At 71.8% G+C, this 23,193-nt stretch carries 19 protein-coding genes; 6 read left to right on the top strand and 13 right to left on the bottom strand.

The window, feature by feature from the left end:
* Positions 1–59: 59 nt before the first annotated feature.
* The 3 genes from IE118_RS07415 to IE118_RS07405 form a co-directional block, all read right to left on the bottom strand.
* On the bottom strand, positions 60–983 hold the full coding sequence (locus IE118_RS07415; RefSeq protein WP_189556636.1) for a carbohydrate ABC transporter permease: 924 nt from the start codon (positions 981–983) through the stop codon (positions 60–62).
* 12 nt (positions 984–995) lie between these two features.
* The gene (locus tag IE118_RS07410; protein ID WP_189556634.1) at positions 996–1,988 is read right to left on the bottom strand and encodes a carbohydrate ABC transporter permease; all 993 of its coding nucleotides are present in this window, start codon (positions 1,986–1,988) and stop codon (positions 996–998) included.
* Between the two features lie 94 nt (positions 1,989–2,082).
* Positions 2,083–3,390 (bottom strand): ABC transporter substrate-binding protein, encoded by a 1,308-nt coding sequence (locus tag IE118_RS07405; protein ID WP_189556632.1) that lies wholly within the window; start codon positions 3,388–3,390, stop codon positions 2,083–2,085.
* A 299-nt stretch (positions 3,391–3,689) separates the two neighbouring features.
* On the opposite strand from IE118_RS07405, the gene IE118_RS07400 reads away from it, so the two are divergent.
* Positions 3,690–4,703, top strand: a complete 1,014-nt coding sequence (locus IE118_RS07400; protein ID WP_189556630.1) for a LacI family DNA-binding transcriptional regulator — start codon at positions 3,690–3,692, stop codon at positions 4,701–4,703.
* A 366-nt stretch (positions 4,704–5,069) separates the two neighbouring features.
* Here IE118_RS07400 and IE118_RS07395 read toward each other — a convergent pair whose 3' ends face one another.
* Positions 5,070–5,276 (bottom strand): hypothetical protein, encoded by a 207-nt coding sequence (locus tag IE118_RS07395; protein ID WP_189556628.1) that lies wholly within the window; start codon positions 5,274–5,276, stop codon positions 5,070–5,072.
* Between the two features lie 449 nt (positions 5,277–5,725).
* On the opposite strand from IE118_RS07395, the gene IE118_RS07390 reads away from it, so the two are divergent.
* Positions 5,726–6,970 (top strand): PP2C family protein-serine/threonine phosphatase, encoded by a 1,245-nt coding sequence (locus tag IE118_RS07390; RefSeq protein ID WP_189556626.1) that lies wholly within the window; start codon positions 5,726–5,728, stop codon positions 6,968–6,970.
* 234 nt (positions 6,971–7,204) lie between these two features.
* A complete protein-coding gene (locus IE118_RS07385) occupies positions 7,205–7,909 on the top strand; it encodes a S1 family peptidase (RefSeq protein WP_373298387.1) in 705 nt (234 codons plus the stop codon).
* Between the two features lie 100 nt (positions 7,910–8,009).
* Here IE118_RS07385 and IE118_RS07380 read toward each other — a convergent pair whose 3' ends face one another.
* The 3 genes from IE118_RS07380 to IE118_RS07370 form a co-directional block, all read right to left on the bottom strand.
* On the bottom strand, positions 8,010–9,080 hold the full coding sequence (locus tag IE118_RS07380; RefSeq protein WP_189556622.1) for a lytic polysaccharide monooxygenase auxiliary activity family 9 protein: 1,071 nt from the start codon (positions 9,078–9,080) through the stop codon (positions 8,010–8,012).
* Positions 9,081–9,329: 249 nt separating this feature from the next.
* Positions 9,330–10,448 (bottom strand): glycoside hydrolase family 12 protein, encoded by a 1,119-nt coding sequence (locus IE118_RS07375; RefSeq protein ID WP_189556620.1) that lies wholly within the window; start codon positions 10,446–10,448, stop codon positions 9,330–9,332.
* A 242-nt stretch (positions 10,449–10,690) separates the two neighbouring features.
* A complete protein-coding gene (locus IE118_RS07370; protein WP_189556618.1) occupies positions 10,691–11,713 on the bottom strand; it encodes a LacI family DNA-binding transcriptional regulator in 1,023 nt (340 codons plus the stop codon).
* Between the two features lie 285 nt (positions 11,714–11,998).
* Here IE118_RS07370 and IE118_RS07365 point away from each other — a divergent pair, with 285 nt between their 5' ends.
* On the top strand, positions 11,999–13,561 hold the full coding sequence (locus IE118_RS07365; RefSeq protein ID WP_189556616.1) for a vWA domain-containing protein: 1,563 nt from the start codon (positions 11,999–12,001) through the stop codon (positions 13,559–13,561).
* 103 nt (positions 13,562–13,664) lie between these two features.
* Entirely contained in the window at positions 13,665–15,581 is a 1,917-nt protein-coding gene (locus IE118_RS07360) for an AMP-dependent synthetase/ligase (protein ID WP_189556614.1), read from the top strand.
* A 25-nt stretch (positions 15,582–15,606) separates the two neighbouring features.
* Here the strand turns inward: IE118_RS07360 and IE118_RS07355 are convergent, their stop codons facing one another.
* The 6 genes from IE118_RS07355 to IE118_RS07330 all read right to left on the bottom strand — a co-directional run bounded on the left by IE118_RS07355 (position 15,607) and on the right by IE118_RS07330 (position 21,389).
* On the bottom strand, positions 15,607–16,179 hold the full coding sequence (locus IE118_RS07355) for a GNAT family N-acetyltransferase (RefSeq protein WP_189556611.1): 573 nt from the start codon (positions 16,177–16,179) through the stop codon (positions 15,607–15,609).
* A 46-nt stretch (positions 16,180–16,225) separates the two neighbouring features.
* On the bottom strand, positions 16,226–16,753 hold the full coding sequence (locus IE118_RS07350) for a DUF1990 domain-containing protein (protein WP_189556608.1): 528 nt from the start codon (positions 16,751–16,753) through the stop codon (positions 16,226–16,228).
* Complete coding sequence (locus IE118_RS07345; RefSeq protein ID WP_189556606.1) at positions 16,746–17,963, bottom strand: cysteine desulfurase-like protein; 1,218 nt, start codon at positions 17,961–17,963, stop codon at positions 16,746–16,748. Before IE118_RS07345 ends, IE118_RS07350 begins: the two co-directional genes overlap by 8 nt.
* Positions 17,964–17,998: 35 nt before the next feature.
* A complete protein-coding gene (locus IE118_RS07340; protein ID WP_189556604.1) occupies positions 17,999–19,099 on the bottom strand; it encodes an AI-2E family transporter in 1,101 nt (366 codons plus the stop codon).
* A 70-nt stretch (positions 19,100–19,169) separates the two neighbouring features.
* The gene (locus IE118_RS07335) at positions 19,170–20,375 is read right to left on the bottom strand and encodes a glycoside hydrolase family 64 protein (protein ID WP_189556602.1); all 1,206 of its coding nucleotides are present in this window, start codon (positions 20,373–20,375) and stop codon (positions 19,170–19,172) included.
* Between the two features lie 168 nt (positions 20,376–20,543).
* A complete protein-coding gene (locus tag IE118_RS07330; RefSeq protein WP_189556600.1) occupies positions 20,544–21,389 on the bottom strand; it encodes a GntR family transcriptional regulator in 846 nt (281 codons plus the stop codon).
* A 310-nt stretch (positions 21,390–21,699) separates the two neighbouring features.
* Here IE118_RS07330 and IE118_RS07325 point away from each other — a divergent pair, with 310 nt between their 5' ends.
* Positions 21,700–23,121 carry a cellulose binding domain-containing protein gene (locus tag IE118_RS07325; protein WP_189556598.1) on the top strand — a complete coding sequence of 474 codons (1,422 nt, stop codon included), beginning with the start codon at positions 21,700–21,702 and terminating at the stop codon, positions 23,119–23,121.
* Positions 23,122–23,193 lie beyond the last annotated feature (72 nt).

Below are 23,193 nucleotides of genomic sequence, written 5' to 3'. Positions count from 1 at the left end.
CGGGAGGAGAGGGGTTGGCAGGAGGCTGCCGTGCGGCGAGGAGAACGGGGCGGGCCGGGTCAGCCCTTGACGGCGCCCGCCATGATGCCGCTGACGATCTGGCGGCCGAAGACGATGAACATCGCCAGCAGCGGCAGCGTGCCGAGCAGCGCGCCCGCCATGATCAGCGACTGGTCACGGACGTAGCCGGCGCTGAGCTGGGTCAGGGCGACGGGGACGGTCGGATTGGTCATGTCGAGCACCACGAACGGCCAGAAGAAGTCGTTCCACGCGTGCACGAACGTGATCATGAACAGGACCGCCATGGCGGGCCGGGCGACGGGCAGCACGATGCTCCAGAAGATGCGCAGCGAGTGCGCCCCGTCCACGCGCCCCGCCTCGACGAGCTCGTCCGGCAGCGCCTCGGAGAGGTACTGCCGCATGAAGAACACGCCGACCGCGCTCACCAGGGTGGGGAAGATGACGGCGGGCAGCTGCTGGGACCAGCCGAGCTCCGACATCATCATGAAGAGCGGAACGACACCGAGCTGCGGCGGCACCATCATCGTGCCGATCACCAGCATCAGCAGGACGTTGCGGCCCTTGAACCGCAGTTTGGCGAAGGCGAATCCGGCCAGCGTCGCGAACATCACCGTGGACAGGGCGATCACCCCGGCCACGATCAGGCTGTTGATCATGGCTTTGCCCATGGCCGCCTCGTCCCAGGCGCGGGCGAGGTTGCTGAAGAGGTTCGGTCCGGGCAGGAAGGGGGGCGGGGTCTGGCTGACCCGTGTGTTGTCGGTGGAGGCGGCCACCATCGTCCAGTACAGCGGGAAGATGGACAGGATCGCCATGATGACGAGCAGGACGTAGGCGAGGGGGCCGGCGTGGTGCTGGCGCCCGGCGCGCTCGCGCAGCAGCCGGCGGCCGCCGCGGCGGGCCGGCTTCTCGTCGGGGGTCCGGGCCGGGGCGTCCGTCCGGGCCGGGAGGCTGTGGATGGTCATGACGACTCCAGGTCAGGACGTACGGGAACGCAGGCGCTTGATCAGGCGCTGCGCCACGAAGGCGAGGACGAGCAGCATGAACATCGCCCAGGCGACCGTCGCGGAGCGGCCCATCTGGTAGTTCTTCCAGCCCTCCTCGTACAGCAGCAGGCCCAGCGTCTGGTACTGGTTGTCGGCGCCGCCGGTGATGCCGTTCGGGCCCTGGCCGAAGATCAGCGGCTCGCCGAAGAGCTGTGTGGCGCCGATCGTGGAGAGCACGATGGTGAAGACGATGGTCGAGCGGATGCCCGGGACGGTGACGTGGGTGAACTGCTTCCACCGGGAGGCGCCGTCGAGCGAGGCCGCCTCGTACCGGTCGGCGGGGATGGCCTGCATGGCGGCCAGGTAGAGCAGCGCGTTGTAGCCGGTCCAGCGCCAGATGACGATGGTCGAGATCGCCAGCTGGGCGGGCCACTTGTCGGCCTCCCAGTTCACCGGGTCGATCCCGAACGCACCGAGTGCCCAGTTGATCATGCCGAAGTCACGTTCGAAGATCATGGTGAAGACGAGGGCTGCGGCGGCGACCGAGGTCGCGTACGGGACCAGCGAGGCCACGCGGAAGAACAGCGAGGCGCGCATGCGGTAGTTGAGCAGGTGTGCCAGACCGAGCGCCATCAGCAGCTGCGGCACCGTGGAGATGACGCCGATGGTGATGGTGTTGACCAGCGCGTTCCAGAAGCGCGAGTCGCCCCAGAGTTCGACGTAGTTGTCGAACGCCACCCACTCCATGACGTCGAGGGTGGCCAGTTCCACGTCGTGCAGGGAGATCCACGAGGTGTAGACGAGGGGGTAGAAGCTGAACGCGGCGAAGACGATGAAGAACGGTGCGACGAACGCGAACGGCGCGCCTTTGACGTCCAGTCGGTGCAGCAGCGCACTGCGCCGGGCGGTTCCCGGGCCGCCTGCGGTGCTCGGCCCGGCCGGCGGCTCCTCGCCCGCCGGGGCCTTGGTGGTGGAGGTGGCCACCGGACTTCCTTCCTGAGAGCGGATGTGTGGACCGGGTCCCGGGCCCGCCGGTGCCATGCCGGCGGGCCCGGGACCGTCGCGGGGAGGACCCCGGTCAGCCGACCGCCTTCTCGATGCGCTCCATCGTGGTGTCCCACGCCTCGTCACGCGCGGTTCCCTGCTCGACCAGGGCCAGGCCCTGGGAGAAGGTGTCCTTGATGGTGCCGTCCTTGCGGCCGAGGACCTGCTTGTCCGGGATCTCCTGCGCGGCCGCGCCGAAGATCTGGCCGATCGGGGCGTCGCTGAAGTACTCCGACTTGGCGTTCCTCACCCCGTCGCTCTCCAGCGCCTTCTGCGAGGACGGGATGTTGCCGATCTCCGTGAAGATGTGTGCCTGCTGCTCCGGCGCGGTCAGCCAGGCGACCAGCTTCTGCGCCTCCTCCTTCACCGGGCTCTTCTCGACCACGCTGAGGAAGGCCCCGCCCCAGTTGGCGCCCTTGGGGGCCCGGGCGACGTCCCACTTGCCCTTGTTCGCCGCACCGGCCTTCTCGCTGATGTGGCTGAGCATCCAGGCCGGGCACACGGCGGTCGCGAATGTGCCGTTGGCCAGACCGGGGTCCCAACCCGGCTGGAACTGGCGCAGCTTGGCGGTCAGTCCCTTCTCACCGGCGTCGGCGGACAGGGCCCAGGCGTCCTTGACGACCGGGTTCGTGTCGTGGATCAGGTCGCCCTTCTCGTCGTAGTACTGCTCGGAGTGGCCGTAGACCATGGCGTTGAACAGGCCGCTGGCCGAGTCCATGAACGCCACGTCGCCGCCCTTGAAGTCCTTCTTGAAGGTGCGGCCGACCTCGACGTACTTGTTCCAGTCGCCCTCCCACAGCTTGCCGACCTCCTCCCGGTCGGTCGGCAGGCCGGCCTTCTCGAAGTAGTCCTTGCGGTAACAGACCGCCATCGGGCCGATGTCGGTGCCCAGACCCAGCACCTTGCCGTCCGCGGTGCTGATCTGGGACTGCTTCCAGGGCAGGAAGTGGTCGGTGCCCGCGGTTCCGGCAAAGTCGGCGAACTTGTCGGACTGGGTCTCGGTGATCTCCTTGGCCCGGCCGATCTCTATGCCCTGGATGTCCTTCAGGCCGTTGCCCGCGGCGAGCCTGGTCTGCAGAGCGGTGTAGTACGTCTGCTCGTCACCGGCGATCTCGGCCTTGATGTCGACGTCGGGGTTCTCCTTCTCGTACTTCTCCAGGAGTCCCGTTTCCTTGATGCCCATCACGCCGAACAGGCCCATCGTGATGGTGACCTTGCCGTCCTTCTTGCCACCCCCGGTGACCGAGTCACCGCCGTCGCTGCAGCCGACGACGAGTGCCAGCGCACCGGCGGCGGCGACGGTCGCCACCGCTCTCGTGCGCAGTGAAGCGAGCGTTCCCATGGGTCTCCTCCTAGCGACGGCGCTGACACATCGGAGTGGCGATTTCTGCGATGACTACAGCGGCTCTGATCGAAGTGGGAACGTGCCCAACTCGGGGTGGGCACGTTCCCATCGCGACTCGAAGACTCCTGGCAGCGGGCCGATCTGTCAATAACTTGAAAGCAACTCGTCGCCGCACACCCGGCACGGTGTTCACCTCCCGGACCCCGGCGGGTGCTCCGCGGGGGTCCGGGTCTGCAAGAATTGCCGCAGGTCACCTCCGCGGCAGGCTCGCCGCCGCGGCCGCCGAGGGGGAGCACATGAGCAGCAACCGCCGTCCCACGATCAAGACGGTCGCCGCCCGCGCCGGCGTGGGCCGCACCACGGTCTCCCGCGTCGTCAACGGCTCCGACCTGGTCAGTGCCGACGCCCGGGCCAGGGTCCTGGCGGCGATCAAGGAACTCAACTACGTGCCCAACTCGGTCGCCCGCGGTCTGGTGACCAACCGCACCAACGCCGTGGCCCTCGTGATCCCGGAGTCGGAGAGCCGGCTCGGCTCGGAGCCGTTCTTCGCCGCCCTGATCCGCGGGGTCAGCGGCGCCCTCGCCGAGAGCCGTACCCAGTTGCAGCTCATGCTGGTGCGCGACCAGTCCGAGCGTGACCAGCTCACCGAGTCGGTGGCGACGCGACGTGTCGACGGCGTGCTCCTGGTCTCCGTCCACGCCGAGGACAGACTGCCCGGCATGCTGGAGGAGATGGGCCTGCCCACCGTGCTCGCCGGCCGGCGTGACGCGGGCGAGCAGCTGAGTTACGTCAACTCCGACAACGCGGGCGGGGCCGCCGAGGCCGTCCGGCACCTGCTGGGCAGCGGCAGGACCCGGATCGCCACGATCACCGGCCCGCAGGACATGGACGTCGGCCGCAGCCGGCTCGCCGGGTGGAGCGCCGCGCATACGGAGGCGGGGGTACCGGCGAACGAACTGCTCGTGGAGACGGGTGACTTCAGCGAGGAGAGCGGCGGTCGCGCGATGCGTTTGCTTCTTGAACGCGCACCGGACCTGGACGCCGTGTTCGCCGCGTCCGACCTCATGGCGGTCGGCGCACTGGCCGAATTGCGGCGTCAGAAGCGGCAGGTGCCCGGCGACGTCGCCGTGGTGGGTTTCGAGGACTCCGTCCTGGCACGGCACACCAACCCGCCGCTGACGACGGTGCGTCAGCCGGTGGAGGAACTGGGCCGCACCATGGCCCGCATCCTCACCGACATCACCCAGCACGGCGCGCCCCGGCAGCAACGGACACTGCCGACGGAGCTGGTGGTGCGCGAGTCGTCCTGAGACCGGCCGGCGGCGGACCTGCCGTGTCCCCCGACGCTCCGCTGCGCCAGTGCCTCCGGCACCGCACGACCGCGCCCGCCCGGGTGGCGGAGCCGGCCGGGCGGCGCGGCACCACGGCCTCCTCCGGTGCCCTCCCGGGTCCGGTCGGCGCCGTTGCCGGCGGGACCCGGGAGGCAGCCGTCGCCCGACGGCCGGCGAGCGCGGCGTGACGGCGCTCCGGGAACCAGGTGAGCTTCGCAGCCGTGAACCGGTCCATGGTTACCCGGCGCCGGAAGGCCGGGAGTCCTCCTCACGCGAGGCGGCACCGGATCCCACGTCCGCGGCCGCTCCCCCGCCCGGCTCCCCCACCGGGCCGTCCCTCCGGCTTCAGCCGAGCCACTTGCGCAGGCGGGTGACGGCTGCCTGCAGGTCGTCGAAGGCGCGCTGCTCCTGCCGCGGGGTCGTCCGCGCCGTCGGGAAGAGGCTGTCGCGCGCCGCCCGGGCCCGGGCGTAGGCGTCGAAGCGGACGACGACTTCTTCGACCAGGTCGTGCGGTGGGGGAAGGGGTTCACGGGATGCGTCTCGGCTCGGCATGGGCGGTCATTCCGGGGGAGGGGGAGGGATACGGCCGGGTGCGCCGCGGTGGAGCAGGACGCGGCGTTGTCGTGGTGCGACCGGTCCGCGTGGGTCTCCGGAGACTTCCGGGTGGGACCGGACGCCGACCGGGATTCCCGGCGCACAGGAACGAACCCTAGGCAGTCGCCCCGGGCCGGGAGGGGGCGGCAGGTCGGCAACCTTGCGGGCCGCCCGGCTGCCGGAAGCAGGCAGCACCGTGGGCCGATCCGACCGGGCGGCACCGTAGGCGGATCCGACAAGGCGGCACCGGGGCCCGCGCCCGTCGCCGGTGCGCGGTATCGGCCGGGCGCGGCGAAGGCGGCCGGGCGGTGTCCCCGGGGCGCCGGTGCCCGCCGCGCGAGTCGGCCGCGTGGTCGAATGGTGGGAGGGGGCGTACGAGAGCCCGCGGACGGACCGGGAGAGCGCACGTGAGCACACCGCGGATCGACTATCCGGCGTTGTTCGCCGCTACGCCCAATCCCTACCTGGTGCTGTCCCCGGACTTCGTGATCGTCGAGGTCAACGAGGCCTACCTCGAGGTCACCGGCCGGACGAGGGACGAGCTCGTCGGCCGTCACCTCTTCGACGTCCACCCGGACAATCCGGCGGACCCCACCGCCACCGGAGTGCGCAACCTGACCGCCTCGCTGGAGCGCGTGGTGAGCTCGAAACAGCCGGACACCATGGCGGTGCAGCGGTACGACCTCGCCGTCTCCGGGCGCCCTGGGGTGTTCCGGGCGAGGTGGTGGTCCCCCGTCAACACACCCGTTCTGACGCCGGACGGAGAGGTCGGGTGGATCATCCACCGGGTGCAGGACCTGACGGAGTACATGCTGTCCCGTCCCGTGCCGGCCGAGCCGGGGGACGATGCCCGCGAGGGCGGGGAGGACGTCGAGCTGGAACTGTTCACCCGCGCCCAGGACCTCCAGCTCGTCAACGAGGAGCTGCGCGACGCACACGACTGGGAACGCCTGACCGCCCTCACCCTGCAGAAGGCCATGCTGCACGCCCCGGACCTGGCGGCGCACCGTGAGATCGCCGTGCGCTACATGCCCGCGACCCGGTCCATGAACATCTGCGGCGACTGGTACGACGTGGTCGACCTCCCCGACGACAGGTTCACCGTCGCGGTCGGCGACGTGGTCGGACACGGCCTGGAGGCCGCCGCCATGATGGGCATGCTCCGCAGCGCCCTGTCCGCGGCCGTCCGCGCCATCCCCGAGCCGGGCAGGGCCATGGACGTCCTCAGCGGGTACGCCCGTACGTTCGAGAGCGCGCTCGCGACGACCGCGGTCAAGGCGGTCGTCGACCGGCGCAACCACCGGATCACCTACACCAGCGCCGGGCACCTGCCGCCCGTCCTGTCCCGTCCGGACGGCACCACCGCACTGCTCGACCAGGCGACCGACCCGCCGCTGGGCGTCCTCAGCCACCAGACACCACGCCCTGAGGCGACAGTGCCGTACGCGCCGGGCGACACCCTCGTGCTGTACACCGACGGACTGGTCGAACGCCGCGGTGAGGACATCGACTCGGGACTGCTGCGCCTCACCGGGGCCGTCGCGCGGCACGCCAGGCTGAGCCCGGACGAGCTGGCGGACACCCTGCTCGCGTGCCTCGGCGTGGCCGACGGAGGACCCGACGACATCGCCCTGATCGTCGTCCGGCTGTAGTCCGTCCGTCCCGGCGGTCCCCTCTCCCCGTCCCGCCGGGTATAGCACCGCGTTATCACCAAGTGTGAGTACCGCCGTTCGGCGATCGTCCGGAATTCTGGGTGACGCCTCGGCGAACCGCACCGCCGTGCGGGGCAGTTCGTCCGGGCGCGGCCCTCGGGGCCGTGGACCCCCACACCCACACGCCCATCGGCGTGGCTCCGGAATCGAGGAACCTTGCGCATATCAAGGCTCATGCCCGCTCTCGCCGCCGCGGCGGTCTCCGTCCTCGCGCTTCTCGCCCCCAACGCCGCCGCGGCCGAGTCCCCGGCACCCCCGGTCTCCCAGGGCCCGCAGCCCATCATCGGCGGCAGCCAGGCGAGCAGCGGCCCGTGGGCCGCCCGGCTGTTCTCCAACGGCAGGGAGACCTGCTCGGCGACGATCATCGCCCCGACCTGGATCCTCACCGCCAAGCACTGCGTCAGCGGCGGCGGACTGTCCTTCCGCATCGGCAGTCTGGACCAGCACAGCGGCGGAACCGTCGCCAACGGTGCGCAGACCTACACCCACAGCTCGGACCTCGCGCTCGTCCGTCTCGACCGTTCCGTGTCGGCGACCTACGCGCGCCTGGGTCAGCCGGGCACCGTGCGTGTCGGCCAGAGCGTGCAGGTGTACGGCTGGGGCGCCACCTCCCGGTGCGGTTCCGAGGCGACCTGCCAGTCCCGCTACCTGAAGGTCGCGAACGTCACGGTCACCGGTGCGTGCGGTGACGCCTACGGCGGCTCCGCGATCTGTGCCCGCAGGGGCGACGGCATCACCGCCGGCGGGGACTCGGGCGGCCCGATGATGGCGAACGGCGTCCAGGTCGGTGTCGCCTCCACCAGTGACCGTCAGACGACCACCGCGTACACCAACGTGACGGCGTACCGCTCCTGGATCCAGTCGGTCGCGGGCGTCTGACCGGGGCTCGGCCCGGGTGACGCGCAACGGGCCCCGTACCGCGCGGCGGTGCGGGGCCCCGCGCTGCGGGGACCGTCGGCGTCGGTCCCCGCAGCGGGCGTCACGGATTCACGCAGCCGATCGTTCCCGCCGGGAAGTTGTTGCCCGACGAGGTGGCCGTGAAGCCGAACGTGACGCTTCCGTCCGCCGGGATCACGCGGTTGTGGTCGACGTTCCTGACCGTCACCGTGCCGTCGGAACCGGTGGACAGCGAACCGTTCCACGCGCTGGCGATCCGGGTCCCGTCACCGGGCTTCCACTGCACCGCCCACCCGTTGCGCGGTGATGTCCCGTGGTTCATGACCTCGACCGAGGCCTGGAAGCCGCCGTTCCAGGAGTTCACCACGTTGTACACGGCCATGCAGGACCCGGTGTGCGGAGGCGGGTCGGTGGGAGTCGGGTCCGGGTCGGGCGCCGAGTCGCCGATGCCGGTGACCTCGCCGTTGCCGCCGTCGAAGACGATGTCGGAGCAGGAGAAGAAGTTCTCCTGGCTGTCCGAACGCACCCACTGCATGAAGAGCAGCGCGTTCCCGGAGCGGCCGGAGGGCAGGTTCAGGTTCCAGTTGTAGTGACCGCCGTTGGTGCCCGCCGAACCCTGCTGGGGCGGGTCGGTGACGGTCTGGATCAGCTCCAGGTCGGCCCAGCGCAGCTGGGAGGTGGGCGACCAGCCGGGCTTGGTGAGGTACACCCGGAAGTCGCCCGGGTGGGCTGCCCAGTTGCTGTACTTCACCTTGATCGTGGAACCGGACGTCAGATGTGTCCGGGGCCAGTCGGAGCGGGCCGCGTTGTAGGCGGAGAAGTCGTACGGGGACCGGTCACCGGCGCTGCAGAGGGTGCCGTCCGGGACGTAACCGGCGCCGCGGCCACCGGCGTTGGAGTCGAGCACGGCGAACCAGTTGTACAGCGCCGAGGCGCCGCTGCGGTTCAGCGCGTCGCGGCACGCCGGGTTGGACGGGTCCAGTCCCCCGGTGCCGGTGACGGCGTCCAGCTGGCAGAGGTAGGTGCGCGAACCGGGCATCATCGCCACGCCGTGCGCCTGCGCGTTGTTCTGCCAGAGGAAGCTCAGGCCGAGCCCTCCGAGGAGGGTGGCCAGCACCGCTGCGAGGGCCATGAATCTGTTGCGTAAGGCCATGGGGTCTCCTGTGCCGATGGCGGGTGGGTGAATCGGTGACCCGGCCTGCGCCGGGACGAGGGGGCGGCGGAGCGGGAGGAGCGGCCGGAGCGTGGTGAGGGAGTGGAACCCCTGCCCGTCCCGGGAGGGGCGTCGACCGGATCGGGCAGGGGGATCTGGGGCGGGCCGGGGGCCGCCCTGCCGGCGCAGGGAGGAAGAGCGGGCCCCGGAGCCGCCGGACACGGTGGGCGCGCGGCCCCTTGCGACGTGTCAGGCGGTCGTGCAGGCGGTGCCGTTCAGGCTGTAGCCGTTCGGTTGGGCGAAGGAACCGCTGTAGGTTCCCTGGAACCCGAAGCTCTGGCTGCCGCCGGGCGCGATGCGGGCGTTGTTGTCCGTCGCCCTGGCCGTGACGGCACCCGAGGAGGGAGCGACCGTCGCGTTCCAGGCGTGGGTGACGCGCTGCCCCGAGGGCAGGGTGAAGGCGAGCGTCCAGCCGTCGACGGGGGCCGAACCGGTGTTGCGCACCGTGACGTTCGCGGTGAAGCCGCCCGGCCACACGTTGGTGGCGTACGACACCGAGCACGCCGCGGGGCCGCCGGGCCCACCGGGGCCGCCGCCGCCGGTCTCGATGGTGGAGGAGAAGGAGTTCACCGCGAGTCCCGCCCCGTTCTGCCAGGGCTCGAAACCGGCCTGGATGCTCGTCAGGTACCAGTCGTTCTGCGCCATCCCGCGCGCGACGGTCTCCCGGACGAAGTCCATGACGTCGAAGCTCCAGCTGCTGATGGCCGACGGTGCGACGAACGACAGCACGTCGTTGGTCCCGTTGCCGCCCGACCACACCTGCCAGGTGCGTCCGCCGACGGTGGCCGTGCCGACCTGGGAACCGATCGGCTGGATCGGGCCCACCTTGTTGAACCAGATCATGATCTCGGTCCGGTTCACGCCGTCGGTGCGGGGCGTGGGGTCCAGCCAGATGTCGTACGAGGCGTTGTACACGGCGTCGCCGACGTAGCCGTAGGAGATGCTGGTGGGCGCGCCGGAGATGCCGCTGATCCGGGCCGGGAGCGCGGTGCCGGGCGAACAGTTGGTGTAGTGGCAGCCGTTGAAGACCGACGGGTACGACTTCGGGGCGCCGTTGGTCGGCACCGAGCCGTCGGCCTGCGTGAGACGGAAGCCGTTGTCCGTGGCGGTGACGCACTGCGGGGCGCTGGTGCCCCAGCGGTTGTTCTGGACGACGTAGCGGCCCTGGATGGTGGTCGATCCGTACTGTTCGCAGATCGTGGTGTCGGCCCGGGCGGGAGCCGTCGCGCTCATCAGGGCGGCGACCACGGCGAGAGCCGTGAGGAGGGTCGCGAACAGTGTGCGGGTCTGGTGCGGTAACCGTCGCATGCGGGGGGCCTCTCCTGGAGGGTGCGTGGGCGACCGGCGGGAGCGCTCCCGTCTCCCCATGTGATGGGAGCGCTCCCATTACTGGTTCGGATCCGGACTGTAGAAGGCTCACATGTCCCTGACAAGACTGTGCGCACGGGCCTGTCGAATTCATTTCGAAACCGCAGGTCAGCGAGGTGATCGAGAAGGGGTCGCGCGACGGGAGCGCTCCCGAAAACTTTCGCGTCCGACAGGCGGGCGCGTCAGGCGGAACCGCGGAGCACCAGCTCCGTACGGAGGATGACGTGCCGCCAGGCCACCGCCGAGTCCTCCATCTCCTCCAGCAGCAGGCGCACCATGGTCCGGCCGATGTCCTCCAGCGGCTGCCGCACCGTGGTCAGCTTCGGGTCGGTGTGCTGGGCGAGGGGGAAGTCGTCGAAACCGATCACCGCGACGTCCTCGGGCACCCGGCGACCCGCCGCACGCAGGGCGTTCAGCGCTCCGGCGGCCATGGTGTCCGAGGCGGCGAACACCGCGTCGATCTCCGGTGCGCGCTCCAGCAGTCCGGCCGTCGCGCGCCGCCCGCTGTCCTCGGAGAAGTCGCCCTCGGCGATCCACGACGGGCGGCTCTCGACCCCCGCCCGCAGCAGCGCTTCGCGGTATCCGCGCAGCCGGCACTGGGCCACGTACATGTCGAGCGGGCCGGTGACGGTCGCGACGGAGCGGCGGCCGCTGTCCAGCAGGTGCGTCACCGCGCTGCGGGCGCCTCCGGCGTTGTCCGCGTCCACATAGGTCACGCCCTCGTCGCCCGATCGCCTCCCCAGCAGCACGGTGGGCAGCCCCACCTCGGCGAGCATGTCGGGCAGCGCGTCCTCGGCGTGCACGGACATCAGCATGACCCCGTCCACCCGGCCGCCGCGCGCGTACTCCACGAAGCGCCGGCGTTCGGCGTCCGTGCGGACGAGGGTGAGCAGCAGCTGCACCTTGGTGTCGGTGAGCGCGTCGCCGACGGACCGCACGATCTCCGAGAAGAACGGTTCGCCGAACATCCGCCAGTCCGGCTCCGTCATGACCAGCGCGACGGCGTCCGCGCGCCGGCCCGCCAGCGAGCGGGCGGCCAGGTTGGGGACGTAGCCCAGTTCCGCGATGGCCCGCTGCACGGTGCGGCGCGTCGACTCCTTCACACCCGCCGCGTTGTTGATGACGCGGGAGACGGTGCCCCGCCCCACTCCGGCGAGCGCGGCGACCTCCTCGAGCGTCGGTGTGCCGGGACGCTGCCTGACCATGACCACCCCCACGAGATCACCCGATCCTACGGCGCCGCGGCCCCGGTTCGGAGGCCCGGGGGCCCGCGCGACGCACTCGCCGGGCGCCGTTCCCACCGGCCGGAGGCGGCTTCGGGGGCCGGGGTGTGACGCCGCGGGCCGGCGGAGTATCACCTACCGGTCTCGGCGGGCTCTTTCCGTGGCCACTTCGAGACGCACCCGCAACGCCCCGTACCGCACGTTCCGGCCCGCCCCGCCGTCACAGTCGAGGAAGTCGGCGTTCAACGGAGCGAGGGGGCAGGGACGATGAGGCGGAACGGGTCATGCCGGCCGGCCGGAGTGCTGATCGCGCTCACGGTGGCGAGCGGGCTGCTGGTGAGCGGGTGCGGCGGAGGGGACGACGGCGGGTCGCGGGCGGGCGACTCGTCCTACGACCGCGGGAGCGGCGGTTCGGCGCCGATGCCCGCACCGGACGGTCCCCGGGGGCCGGGCGGACGGTACGACGGTGACCGGAACGAGGGGGAACAGGACGCGCGCGACGTCGCCCCGGCACCCGACCACCTGTCGACCTTCGCCCTGGACGTCGACACGGCCTCGTACGGCTACGCCCGCCGCACCCTCGCGGAGGGCCGGCTGCCCGAGCCGTCGACCGTGCGCCCCGAGGAGTTCGTCAACAGCTTCCGGCAGGACTACGAACGGCCCGGCGGCGACGGTTTCACGGTCACCGTCGACGGGGCCCGCACCGGGGAGAAGGACTGGTCGCTGGTCCGGGTGGGCCTGGCCACCCGGACCGCCGAGCCGAGCGGTGACCGGCCGCCCGCCGCCCTGACCTTCGTCATCGACGTCTCGGGTTCGATGGCCGAGCCGGGCCGTCTCGACCTGGCGAAGGAGTCCCTGGCCACCATGACGGACCGGTTGCGCGACGACGACTCGGTGGCCCTCGTCACCTTCAGCGACGAGGCCGAGGCCGTCCTGCCGATGACGCGGATCGGCGGCAACCGGGGCGACATCCACGACGCGATCGCCGGCCTGGAGCCCACCGACTCCACCAACCTCGGCGCGGGCGTGGAGACCGGATATGAGACGGCCGTCGAGGGACTGCGCGAGGGAGCCACCAACCGGGTCGTCCTGGTCTCGGACGCGCTCGCCAACACCGGCGAGACGGAGGCCGACACCATCCTGGAACGCATCGCCGACTCCCGCCGCGAGCACGGTGTCACCCTGTTCGGCGTGGGCGTCGGCAGCGACTACGGCGACGCGCTCATGGAGCGGCTCGCGGACCGCGGCGACGGCCACACGGTGTACGTGTCCGACGAGCGGGACGCGCGGGAGGTGTTCTGCGAACAGCTGCCGAGGAACATCGAGCTGACGGCGCGGGACGCGAAGGCGCAGGTCGCCTTCGACCCGGGGACGGTCGCCGAGTTCCGCCTGGTCGGCTACGACAACCGCCGGGTCGCCGACGAGGACTTCCGCGACGACGGCGTCGACGGCGGCGAGGTCGGGCCCGGGCACACCGTGACGGCCCTGTACGCCGTGCGCACCCGGCCGGGCGCCGAGGGCCATCTGGCGACGGCGACCGTGCGCTGGCTGGACCCGGGCAGCCGTGCGCCGCACGAGGAGACGGGCGACGTGGAGACCGAGGGTCTGGCGGACTCCGTCTGGCGCGCGCGGAGCGGTCTGGCGGTCACCGCCACCGCCGCCTACTTCGCCGACGCGCTGCGCTCCTCCGACCACCGCCACAGCGCCCTGCCGGGCGCCCCGGGGCTCGGTGAACTCGCGGAGCGCGCGGGTTCACTGGCGGAGCGGACCGAGGACGACGACGTCCGCGGGCTGGCCGAGGCGATCCGCCGGGCGGACCGTCTGGAGTGACCCCGGCCCTTTGACTCGGCCTTACGCACCGGTAAGTTGACTCCTGAGTAAGTAGGAACGGCAGCAACCAGCACGACCGCATCAGCCGCGACCGGGAGCCGTCATGGGTGTACGCAGGGATCTGAAACGGGCGAAACGACGCACCGATCTGGCGGGGCGGACCGGGGTCGAGCTCGTCAGGGACGAGCGGGGCGTCGTCCGTGAGGCCCGTACGGCGGCCCTCGCCGCCCGGCGGACGACCGGCAGTACCGCGGACATCCCGTTCACCAACGCGGCCGAGGCGCCCGACGCGGTGGTGCTGCGCCGCGAGGAACGGGGCGCCTGGCACCCGGTCACGGCGGCGGCCTTCGCCCGCGAAGTCACCGACGTGGCCAAGGGCCTGATCGCGGCCGGACTGGAACCGGGCGACCGGGTCGCCGTGATGTCCCGCACCCGCTACGAGTGGGCGGTGCTGGACTTCGCCATCTGGTCCGCCGGCGGCCGGACCGTGCCGATCTACCCGACCTCCTCCGCCGGCCAGGTGGAGTGGATCATCGGTGACTCCGGTGCCCGGTACGCCGTCACGGAGACCGCGGAGAACACCGCCACGGTCCGCACGGGCACCGCCGCCCGTACCGAGCCCCCGCGCCTGTGGGAACTCGACGCGGGCGCCCTCGCCGACCTCACCGCGCTCGGCGAGGGCGTGTCCGACGAGGAGGTCACCAAGCGGCGCACGGCCCTCACCCCCGACACCGTCGCGACCGTCTGCTACACCTCCGGCACCACCGGGCGTCCCAAGGGCTGCGTCCTCACCCACGCCAACCTGTACGCGGAGGCGGCGAACACCATCGAGTTGCTGCACCCCGTCTTCAAGGAGGTCACCGACCAGGTCGCCTCGACCCTGCTGTTCCTCCCGCTCGCGCACATCCTCGGCCGCACCCTGCAGATCTCCTGCCTGATGGCCCGCATCGAGATCGGCCACTGCCCGAGCATCAAGCCGGACGAACTGCGGCCCAGGTTCAAGGCGTTCCGTCCGACGTTCCTGGTGGGGGTCCCCTACCTGTTCGAGAAGATCCACGACACCGGCCGGGCCACCGCCGAGAAGCTGGGCCGCGGCGCCTCCTTCGAACGGGCCCACCGCGTCGCCGTCCGCTTCGGCGAGGCCCATCTGAACCGCTTCCTCGGCCGCGGCAAGGGCCCCGGCCCCGGCCTCTACGCGGCCTGGGCGCTGTACGACCTGCTCGTCTACCGCCGGGTGCGCAAGGAGCTCGGCGGGCGCGTGCGGTACGCCATCAGCGGCGGCTCCCCCCTGGAGCGCGACCTCAACCTGTTCTTCTACGCCGCCGGCATCATGGTCTACGAGGGCTACGGCCTGACCGAGACCACCGCCGCCGCGACCATCGTCCCGCCGCTCGGCCCCCGTCCCGGCACGGTCGGCCTCCCGGTGCCCGGCACGGCGGTCCGCATCGCCGACGACGGCGAGGTCTGCGTCAGGGGCGGCATCGTCTTCGGGTCGTACCGGAACAACCCGTCCGCCACCCAGGAGGTGCTCGACGACGGCTGGTTCACCACCGGGGACCTCGGCTCCCTCGACGACGACGGTTATCTGACCATCACCGGGCGCAAGAAGGACATCATCGTCACCTCCGGCGGCAAGAACGTCTCCCCCGCCGTCCTGGAGGACCGGCTGCGCAGCCGTCCGCCCGTCGGCCAGTGCCTCGTCGTCGGCGACAACCGGCCCTTCGTCGGTGCGCTGGTCACCCTCGACCCCGAGACGGTCGCGCACTGGCTGTCGGTGCGCAGGCTGCCCGCCGACACCCCGATGTCCGAGGTGGTCCGCGACCCGCGGATGCGCGCCGACGTGCAGAAGGCCGTGGACTACGCCAACGAGGCCGTCTCCCGCGCCGAGTCCATCCGCGCCTTCACCCTGGTGGAGGGCGAGTTCACCGAGGAGAACGGGCTGCTGACCCCCTCCCTCAAGGTCAGACGGCAGGCGGCCGAGCAGGCGTACGCCGCGGAGATCGCGGCCCTGTACTCCTGAACGCCCCCGCCCCGTCGGCGCCCCCTCAGCGCAGGTCCAGGCGCATCAGGACGCGGGGGTGGCCGGACAGCACCGAGGTGGTGTCGGCGGCGTGGGTGAAGCCGGCCCGCTCGAAGTTCTTGCGGATCCCGGCGTAGGCCATCGTCAGGTCGACGCGGGCGTCGCCGTTGTCGAGCGGGTACGCCTCGATCGCGGGGGCGCCGTGGGCGCGGGCGAAGTCGACCGCGCCGGTGATGAGGGCGTGCGAGATGCCCTGCTTGCGGTGACCGGGACGCACCCGGATGCACCACAGGGACCAGACGGGCAGGTCGTCGACGTGGGGGATCTTGCGGCTGCGGGCGAAGGAGGTGTCCGCGCGGGGTGCGACGGCGGCCCAGCCGACCGGTTCGCCGCCGTCGTAGGCGAGCACCCCGATGGGTGTGCCGGTCCGGCACAGTTCGGCGACGTAGTCGCCGCGGGCCGGTCCGCGCAGTTCCTGGTTGAGCTTCGAGGGGACGCGGTAGCTCAGGCACCAGCACACGTTCGCCGTGGGCGACTTGGGACCGAGCACGGCGCGGACGTCCGCGAAGACGGAGGCGGGGCGGACTTCGACGGTCATGCGACCACGATGCCATGCCCGGCCGGCCGGTGCCGTGCCGTGGCGCTCACCGCAGCGCGCGGAGGTAGCGGGCGCGGACGCCGAGCTGGACGAGGAGCAGGACCGGGAAGAGGTACCGCCAGGGGCCGGCGGGCGCCGCCCGGGTCAGTGAGCGGAGCGTCAGCAGGACCCGGCCGTCGTCGTCCCGGTGTACGACGAAGGCCTCCTCGCCGCTGACCGGGTGGCCCCAGCGGGTGCCGTAGGCGAAGCCGCACCGGTTCGCGGTCTCCACCACGGCGACCACCTCGACCGGCTCGCGGACGGAGAACCGGCCGGGTCCGGCGGTGATGGTGTACCGCCCGCCGCTCCGCACCCGGAGGCCGCCGCCGTCGGCCGGGGCGACGGAGAAGCCGCTGCGGCGTTTGACCTCCCAGCGCACCACGGCGTCCCTGGCCGCCGCCCAGGTGCCGTCCGAGTGCCCGAGGGTGACGGTCTTCTCGTAGCGGCGGTACCCGGGCGGGGAGGCGGGCCAGAGCGGGGTGTCCGGGGAGGTGGCCCCGCGGGCGGGGTAGCTCAGGGACGTGCCGTCACCCATGCGCCGGCCGCTCCAGGAAGGCCGCCAGGCCGGCCAGGAGGCGGTCGACGTCCTCGACGTCGGTGTACGGGGCCAGGCTGACGCGGAGTCCTCCGGTGTCCCCGAGGCCGAGGTGGCGGGAGGCCTCCAGGGCGTAGAAGCTGCCGGAGGGCGCGTGGACGCCGCGCTCCGCGAGGAAGCGGTAGGCGTCCTCGGTGCGGTGGCCGTCGAGGGTGATCAGCAGGGTGGGGGTGCGCCGGGCGGCCCGCGAGCGCACGGTGACCCCGTCGAGGGCCGCCAGCCCTTTCTCCAGCCGGTCCCGCAGCACGGTCTCGTGTTCCTCGAGCAGTTCGTAGGTCCGGACGAGCCGGGCCCGGCGGTCGCCGGCCCGCTGTCCGGACAGTGCGGCCAGGAAGTCGACGGCCGCTCGGGTTCCGGCGAGGAACTCGTAGGGCAGCGTGCCGAGTTCGAAGCGCTCGGGTACGGCGTCCGTGGAGGGCAGCAGCTTGTCCGGGTGGAGGGTCTCCAGCAGTTCCGGGCGGGCGGCCAGGACCCCGTGGTGCGGGCCGAGGAACTTGTAGGGGGAGCAGACGAAGAAGTCCGCGCCGAGCGCCCCGACGTCAACCAGGGCGTGCGCGGTGTAGTGCACGCCGTCGACGTACAGCAGGGCGCCCGCCTCGTGGACGATCCGTGCGATCTCGGCGATCGGGGGGATGGTGCCGATGAGGTTCGAGGCGGCGGTGACGGCGACCAGGCGGGTGCGTCCGGACAGCCGCTCGCGGATGTCGTCGGCGGTGAGTTCACCGGTGTCCGGGTCGAAGTCGGCGTGACGGACGGTGGCGCCGGCCCGTTCGGCCGCCTGGACCCAGGGGCGGATGTTGGAGTCGTGGTCCAGGCGTGTCACGACCACCTCGTCGCCGGGCGACCAGCCGGCGGCCAGGGTGCGGGAGAAGTCGTAGGTGAGCTGGGTGGCGCTGCGGCCGAAGACGATGCCCGCGGGGTCGGCGCCGAGCAGGTCGGCCATGGCGCGGCGGGCCCCGGTGACCACGGTGTCGGCGTTGCGCTCGCCGGGCAGGAGCGCGCCGCGGTTGGAGAGGGGCCCGGAGAGGGCGGCGCCGATGGCGTCGATGACGGGCTGCGGCGTCTGGGTGCCGCCGGGGCCGTCGAAGTGCGCGGTGCCGGCGGCCAGCGCGGGCACCTGGGCGCGCAGGGCGGTGAGGTCGTACGTCACGGGGGCTTCCTCTCGGTGCGGGGCCGGTGTGCCGGTCAGCCGGTGGGCGGGACGGCGGGCGCCGGTTCCCGCGGCGGGTCGGTGAGCTGCTCGCGCAGATAGTTCCAGACGACCGCGATCAGGGCGGCGACGGGTACCGCGAGCAGGCTGCCGACGATGCCGGCCAGGCTGCCGCCCAAGGTGACCGCCAGCAGCACGACGGCCGCGTGCAGTCCGAGACCGCGGCTCTGGATCAGCGGCTGGAACACGTTGCCCTCCAGTTGCTGCACCACGACGATGATCGCCAGCACGAGCAGGGCGTCCATCAGTCCGTTGGACACCAGAGCGATCAGTACCGCGACCAGTCCGGCGAACAGGGCGCCGATGATGGGGACGAACGCGGACACGAAGGTCAGCACCGCCAGCGGGAGCACCAGCGGCACGTCGAGGATCCACAGGCCCAGGCCGATGAGGACGGCGTCGAACAGGCCGACGAGCGCCTGGGAGCGCACGAACGAGCCCAGGGTGAGCCAGCACCGCTCGGCCACGACCGGGATGTCGGTGGCGAGGCGGCCGGGGAGCTGGCGGCGCAGCCACGGCAGGAAGCGCGGGCCGTCCTTGAGGAAGAAGAACATCAGAAACAGCGCCAGTACGGCGGTGACGACCCCGCTGACGACGGTGCTCACACCGGTGACGGCGGTGGTGGCGATGGACCCGGCGCTGTCCTGGAGGCGGGCCGTCGCACTGTCGAAGGCGTCCGAGATCTGCGCGTCGTCGATGTTCAGCGGCGGCCCGGCGGCCCATTCGCGCAGCCGCTGGACGCCTTCGACGACACCCTCGCCCAGCTTTCCGGACTCCGAGGCCACGGGCACCGCGATCAGCGCCACGGTGCCCGCCGCCACCAGCAGGAACAGGACGGTCACCAGGGAGGCGGCGAGAGCGGGGGGCATGCCGCGCCGGCGCAGGTAGCGGGCCGGGGGCCAGGTCAGCGTGGTGAGGAGCAGACCGACCACGAGGGGCCAGACCACCGACCACATCCGGCCCACCACCCACAGCACCACCGCGGCGGCCACCAGGACCAGCAGCAGTTCACCGGAGATGCGCGCCGAGGTGCGCAGTGCGGCACGGGTCTTCCCCGCGTTCAACGTCGCAGACATGGGGGCACCTTACGGTGCCCGGGCTTCGGTGTGATCACCCGGGAGCATGCCGGGGCACCGTCGGGGTGGGTCAGTTGAGCGGGTCGAGCGTGACGGACGCCTGGCGCGGGTTGCCGTCGTGGACGAGCGACTCGTGGTGGCCGACGTCGTCGAAGGCGAAGCCGTAGGCCTTCCCGTCGGCCATGTGCGCGTGGATGATCCGGGAGTAGTGGTCGGTGACGGGCTCCCGGTAGAAGCCGGCCGCGCCGGAGTCCGGCTGGTTGGGGTTGGTGAGCAGGGTGGTGCGGTGGAAGCCCGCGCACAGGGTGCGGGAGATCGGCCCGCGCACCTGGTCGTTGGGGGCGTCGAGAAGGCGGTGGCAGCCGAACACGGACGAGGCGTCGGGTTTGTGGAAGCTGGTGACGACGGCACCCGAGCTGTTCGTGAAGTGCAGGACGCCGCCGGAGACCCGGCCGGAGTACTTGATGTCGGGCCGGTCACCGAAGGGCGTGACGGTCAGCGTCGAGCCGGAGTACTTCTGCCAGACCCGGTTGATGTAGTCGTCCAGGATCGTCGCCGGCAGGGCGCCCGTCTCCACCCCGTAGAGCGGGGACAGCGCGCGCAGCACGGTGCCGTCGGGGCGGGTCTGGATCAGGTTGGCCCAGCCTCCGGGCTGTGCCCTGAGGGCGTTGAGGACTCCGGTGTATCCGCCGGGCCTGAGCCGGCCGGCGGTCGCCGTGCCGCCGTCGGCGCGTTGCACGCCGACCGTGTAGGGCGCGGAGAACATATCGACCTGGGTGCTGTTGAGCCAGAGGCCGTCCTGGTTGAGCGTGTACTCCGACCAGTTGAACAGGATGTTGCGGTTGGGGTCCGTGGGGTTCTGGACGGCGGGCTGCACCAGGCCGCCGGTGGTCAGCCTGAAGACCATCTTCTGCCCGTAGGAGAAGTAGATGCGGCCGGAGAGCTTCGGGACGCGGATGGTCCTGGTCTGCCCTGCCGCCGGGCCCGGGATCGAGGCGTCGGGTGCGGGCGTGGGCGGGTTGCCGCCGGCGGGCCAGGGGTGGAACGTGCCGCCCGCGTCGGCCCAGCCCTGCCGGCCGGTGGACAGCTCGGTACCGAGGTTGTAGAGGTACACCGGCTCCCCGCGGCCGGAGTTGTTGGTGATCGTCATGGGGATGGTGTCGGGCACCGCGGCGTGGGCGGGGGACGACGCCCCGGTGGCGAGCAATGAGCCGCCGAGCGCCGTGGCGATACCCAGTCCCATCGCCATGACCTTGCGTGTGAGGGTGCGCAGCATGCTCCTTCTCCGTTCAACCGTGGCCGGGAACCGTCGTGAGAGCGCTCTCAGCAGCGTCCCGCCCTGGTATGGACCTGTCAACGGGTTGGGAGTTCGTGATTCCGGATCGGCGTCCGCGGGGCGGAGGCGGATCAGCCGTGACCCTCGGCTTCGCGCGGCGAAGGCGGATCAGCCGTCGCCCTGCACCACGCCCCGGGTCGAGAAGGTCACCGGACCCCGGGAGGCGAAGTCGCCCGGCGGGATGCCCGGATGGTGACCCTCCGGCGGCTCCCGCCGGGCTGTCGCCGGTCCGAGCGCGAGCCGGGACACGATGCGGTAGCGGTCGCCCCGGTAGAGGGAGCGGACGTACTCGACCGGACGCCCGCCGGTGTCGCCGGTGAGCCGCTCGAACAGCAGGGCGGGCGACAGTTCGGGTACGTCCAGCAGGTCCGCCTCGGCGCGGGTCAGCACCGTGGGCTCGATGGACTGCACCGCCTCGCCGACCCGCACACCGTGCCGGTCCCGGAAGTGTTCGTAGAGGTCGCCGTGTTCCAGCTCCTCCTCGGTGAGGCCGGGCACCAGGTCCGCCGGGACGTGCAGGTGCTCGATGGCCATGGGCGAGCCGTCGACCAGCCGGAGCCGCGTCGCGCAGCGGATCCGCGCCGCGGGCGGCACACGCAGCCTGCGGCCCACCCTGGCACCCGCCGGCAGGGTGCGGAACTCCAGGACCCTGCTGGTCCACACCCCGCCGGCCCGGGGCAGGGTGAGCGAGTCCCGCCCGGAGACCAGTTCCTGGGTGATCTTCTCGGCCGCCACGAACATGCCGCGTCCGTGCTGGCGCACCAGCAGCCCGGCGACCACGAGTTCGTCCACCGCGGCACGCAAGGTCGGGCGTGAGACGCCCAGTTCGGCACACAGGACTCGTTCCGAGGGGATGGCGTCCCCCGGGCGCCGGGCCTCGACGAGTTCGAGGATCGCGTCGCGGACCCGTTCACGCTTGAGCACGGCGCCTGAGGCGGCGGAGTCGATCTCCATGCGGGGCTCTCGTTCGTCGTCGGCCGCGGAGGACCGTCGGGCCACTGGTACGGCTCCGACCCTAACTGGTCCGTTCGCCGGGGAGAGCCCTTCTGCCGCGTCAACTCCCATCCGTGTGCCGGGGGTTGACGCGCACATTGGTCTATGCCACCTTCTCTCGACATCGACTGGTAAAGCCTCGGCGGCCAACTGGTCAACCCGGAGGGCCGGGCCGCCACCGTGAACGTGAACTCCTCGTCGTCCGGCAGCCCCCACGCGCGCCGCACCGACGTCCCGCCGTGCGCCACCCCCACCCCCGAAAGGACCACGGATGAGTACTCGTCCCACCGGCCGCCGCACCCGCGCGGCGCTCGCGCTGACCACCCTGCTGGGCAGCGCCGTCCTGGCCGGCCTTCCCGCGACCACCACCGCCGCCGCCGCGGAGGGTGCCGTCAGCGTGCAGTACCGCACCGGCTCCGGCGGAGCCACCGCCGACCAGAGCGAGCCCTGGTTCAAGGTCCGCAACACCGGCTCGTCACCCGTGCAGCTGAGCCAGGTGAAGATCCGCTACTACTTCAAGGCCGACGCACCGGGCGCCTCGTACCGTTTCGCCTGCTCCTGGGCGGTCAGGGGCTGTTCCGCCGTCACCGGCACGTTCGGGACGCTCGCCCGTCCCACCGCCACGGCCGACCGCTACCTGGAGATCGGCTTCACCCCGGCCGCCGGGTCGCTGGCCCCGGGCGCCGACACCGGGGACATGCAACTGCGCTTCCACCGCTCCGACTGGCAGACGCTCAGGCAGAGCGACGACTACTCCTTCGGCGGCGACCGGACCTCCTACACCGACTGGCCCAGGGTCACCGCGCAGCTCGCCGGAGCCACCGTGTGGGGGACCGCCCCGGAGGGCAACGACCCCACGGACCCGACCGACCCGCCGGGCGAGGGCGGCCAGACCCTGTTCGACGACTTCGACTACGCCTCCCACACCGACCCGGACCTCTCCGCGCACGGCTGGAGCGTGCGCTCCAACGCCGGCGGCCCCGGGGTGCCCGGCGCCACCTGGGACCCCTCCCAGGTCACCTTCGCCTCCTCCGGCGGCACCTCGGTGATGAACCTGCGGACCTCCACCGCCGGCACCGGCGCCTCCACCACCCACACCGAAGTCCTCACCCGGGGCACCAAGTTCAGGAACGGCACGTACGCCGCCCGCGTGCGGTTCTCCGACGCCCCCGTGTACGGGCCCGACGGCGACCGGGTCGTCCAGACCTTCTTCACCATCAACGACCTCAAGGCACCGATGGCGGACGACTACGCCGAGTACGACTTCGAGTACCTGCCCAACGGAGGCTGGGGCGAGCCGTCCAACATCCTGTACACGACCTCCTGGGAGACGTACAACCCGGATCCCTGGCAGGCGGTCAACCAGCACAGCGAGAGCCGGCAGAGCTTCGCCGGCTGGCACGACCTCGTGGTGACCATCGACGACAGCGCCATCACCTACTACGTCGACGGACGGCACTTCGGCACCCACGACGCCGCGTACCTGCCCGAGCGCCCCATGTCGATCAACTTCAACCAGTGGCTGATCGACCTCGACGGCCTGACCTCGACCACGCCCCGCGCCTACGACCAGCAGGTCGACTACGTGCTGCACGTCAAGGACCAGGTCCTCACACCGGCCCAGGTCGCCTCGAGGATTCAGGCACTGCGCGGCGCCGGCACCTCCTTCGTGGACGAGGTCCCCGCTCCCTGACGGACCGGCCGACGGCACCGCGCGCCACTCCCCCGGCCCACCGGCCGGGGGACACGCGTCCGGCGCGGGCCG

Source organism: Streptomyces pilosus, assembly GCF_014649835.1.
GTDB lineage: Bacteria > Actinomycetota > Actinomycetes > Streptomycetales > Streptomycetaceae > Streptomyces > Streptomyces pilosus.
The sequence above is the reverse complement of the archived record's forward strand: the minus strand, read 5'-3'. Positions and strand labels throughout refer to the sequence as shown.

Excerpts from the sequence above, each read along its gene's own strand:
- IE118_RS07415 (WP_189556636.1), bottom strand. The coding sequence starts at position 983 with ATGACCATCCACAGCCTCCCGGCCCGGACGGACGCCCCGGCCCGGACC.
- IE118_RS07405 (WP_189556632.1), bottom strand. The coding sequence starts at position 3,390 with ATGGGAACGCTCGCTTCACTGCGCACGAGAGCGGTGGCGACCGTCGCC.
- IE118_RS07400 (WP_189556630.1), top strand. The coding sequence starts at position 3,690 with ATGAGCAGCAACCGCCGTCCCACGATCAAGACGGTCGCCGCCCGCGCC.
- IE118_RS07395 (WP_189556628.1), bottom strand. The coding sequence starts at position 5,276 with ATGCCGAGCCGAGACGCATCCCGTGAACCCCTTCCCCCACCGCACGAC.
- IE118_RS07385 (WP_373298387.1), top strand. The coding sequence starts at position 7,205 with ATGCCCGCTCTCGCCGCCGCGGCGGTCTCCGTCCTCGCGCTTCTCGCC.
- IE118_RS07380 (WP_189556622.1), bottom strand. The coding sequence starts at position 9,080 with ATGGCCTTACGCAACAGATTCATGGCCCTCGCAGCGGTGCTGGCCACC.
- IE118_RS07375 (WP_189556620.1), bottom strand. The coding sequence starts at position 10,448 with ATGCGACGGTTACCGCACCAGACCCGCACACTGTTCGCGACCCTCCTC.
- IE118_RS07370 (WP_189556618.1), bottom strand. The coding sequence starts at position 11,713 with ATGGTCAGGCAGCGTCCCGGCACACCGACGCTCGAGGAGGTCGCCGCG.
- IE118_RS07365 (WP_189556616.1), top strand. The coding sequence starts at position 11,999 with ATGAGGCGGAACGGGTCATGCCGGCCGGCCGGAGTGCTGATCGCGCTC.
- IE118_RS07360 (WP_189556614.1), top strand. The coding sequence starts at position 13,665 with ATGGGTGTACGCAGGGATCTGAAACGGGCGAAACGACGCACCGATCTG.
- IE118_RS07355 (WP_189556611.1), bottom strand. The coding sequence starts at position 16,179 with ATGACCGTCGAAGTCCGCCCCGCCTCCGTCTTCGCGGACGTCCGCGCC.
- IE118_RS07350 (WP_189556608.1), bottom strand. The coding sequence starts at position 16,753 with ATGGGTGACGGCACGTCCCTGAGCTACCCCGCCCGCGGGGCCACCTCC.
- IE118_RS07340 (WP_189556604.1), bottom strand. The coding sequence starts at position 19,099 with ATGTCTGCGACGTTGAACGCGGGGAAGACCCGTGCCGCACTGCGCACC.
- IE118_RS07335 (WP_189556602.1), bottom strand. The coding sequence starts at position 20,375 with ATGCTGCGCACCCTCACACGCAAGGTCATGGCGATGGGACTGGGTATC.
- IE118_RS07330 (WP_189556600.1), bottom strand. The coding sequence starts at position 21,389 with ATGGAGATCGACTCCGCCGCCTCAGGCGCCGTGCTCAAGCGTGAACGG.
- IE118_RS07325 (WP_189556598.1), top strand. The coding sequence starts at position 21,700 with ATGAGTACTCGTCCCACCGGCCGCCGCACCCGCGCGGCGCTCGCGCTG.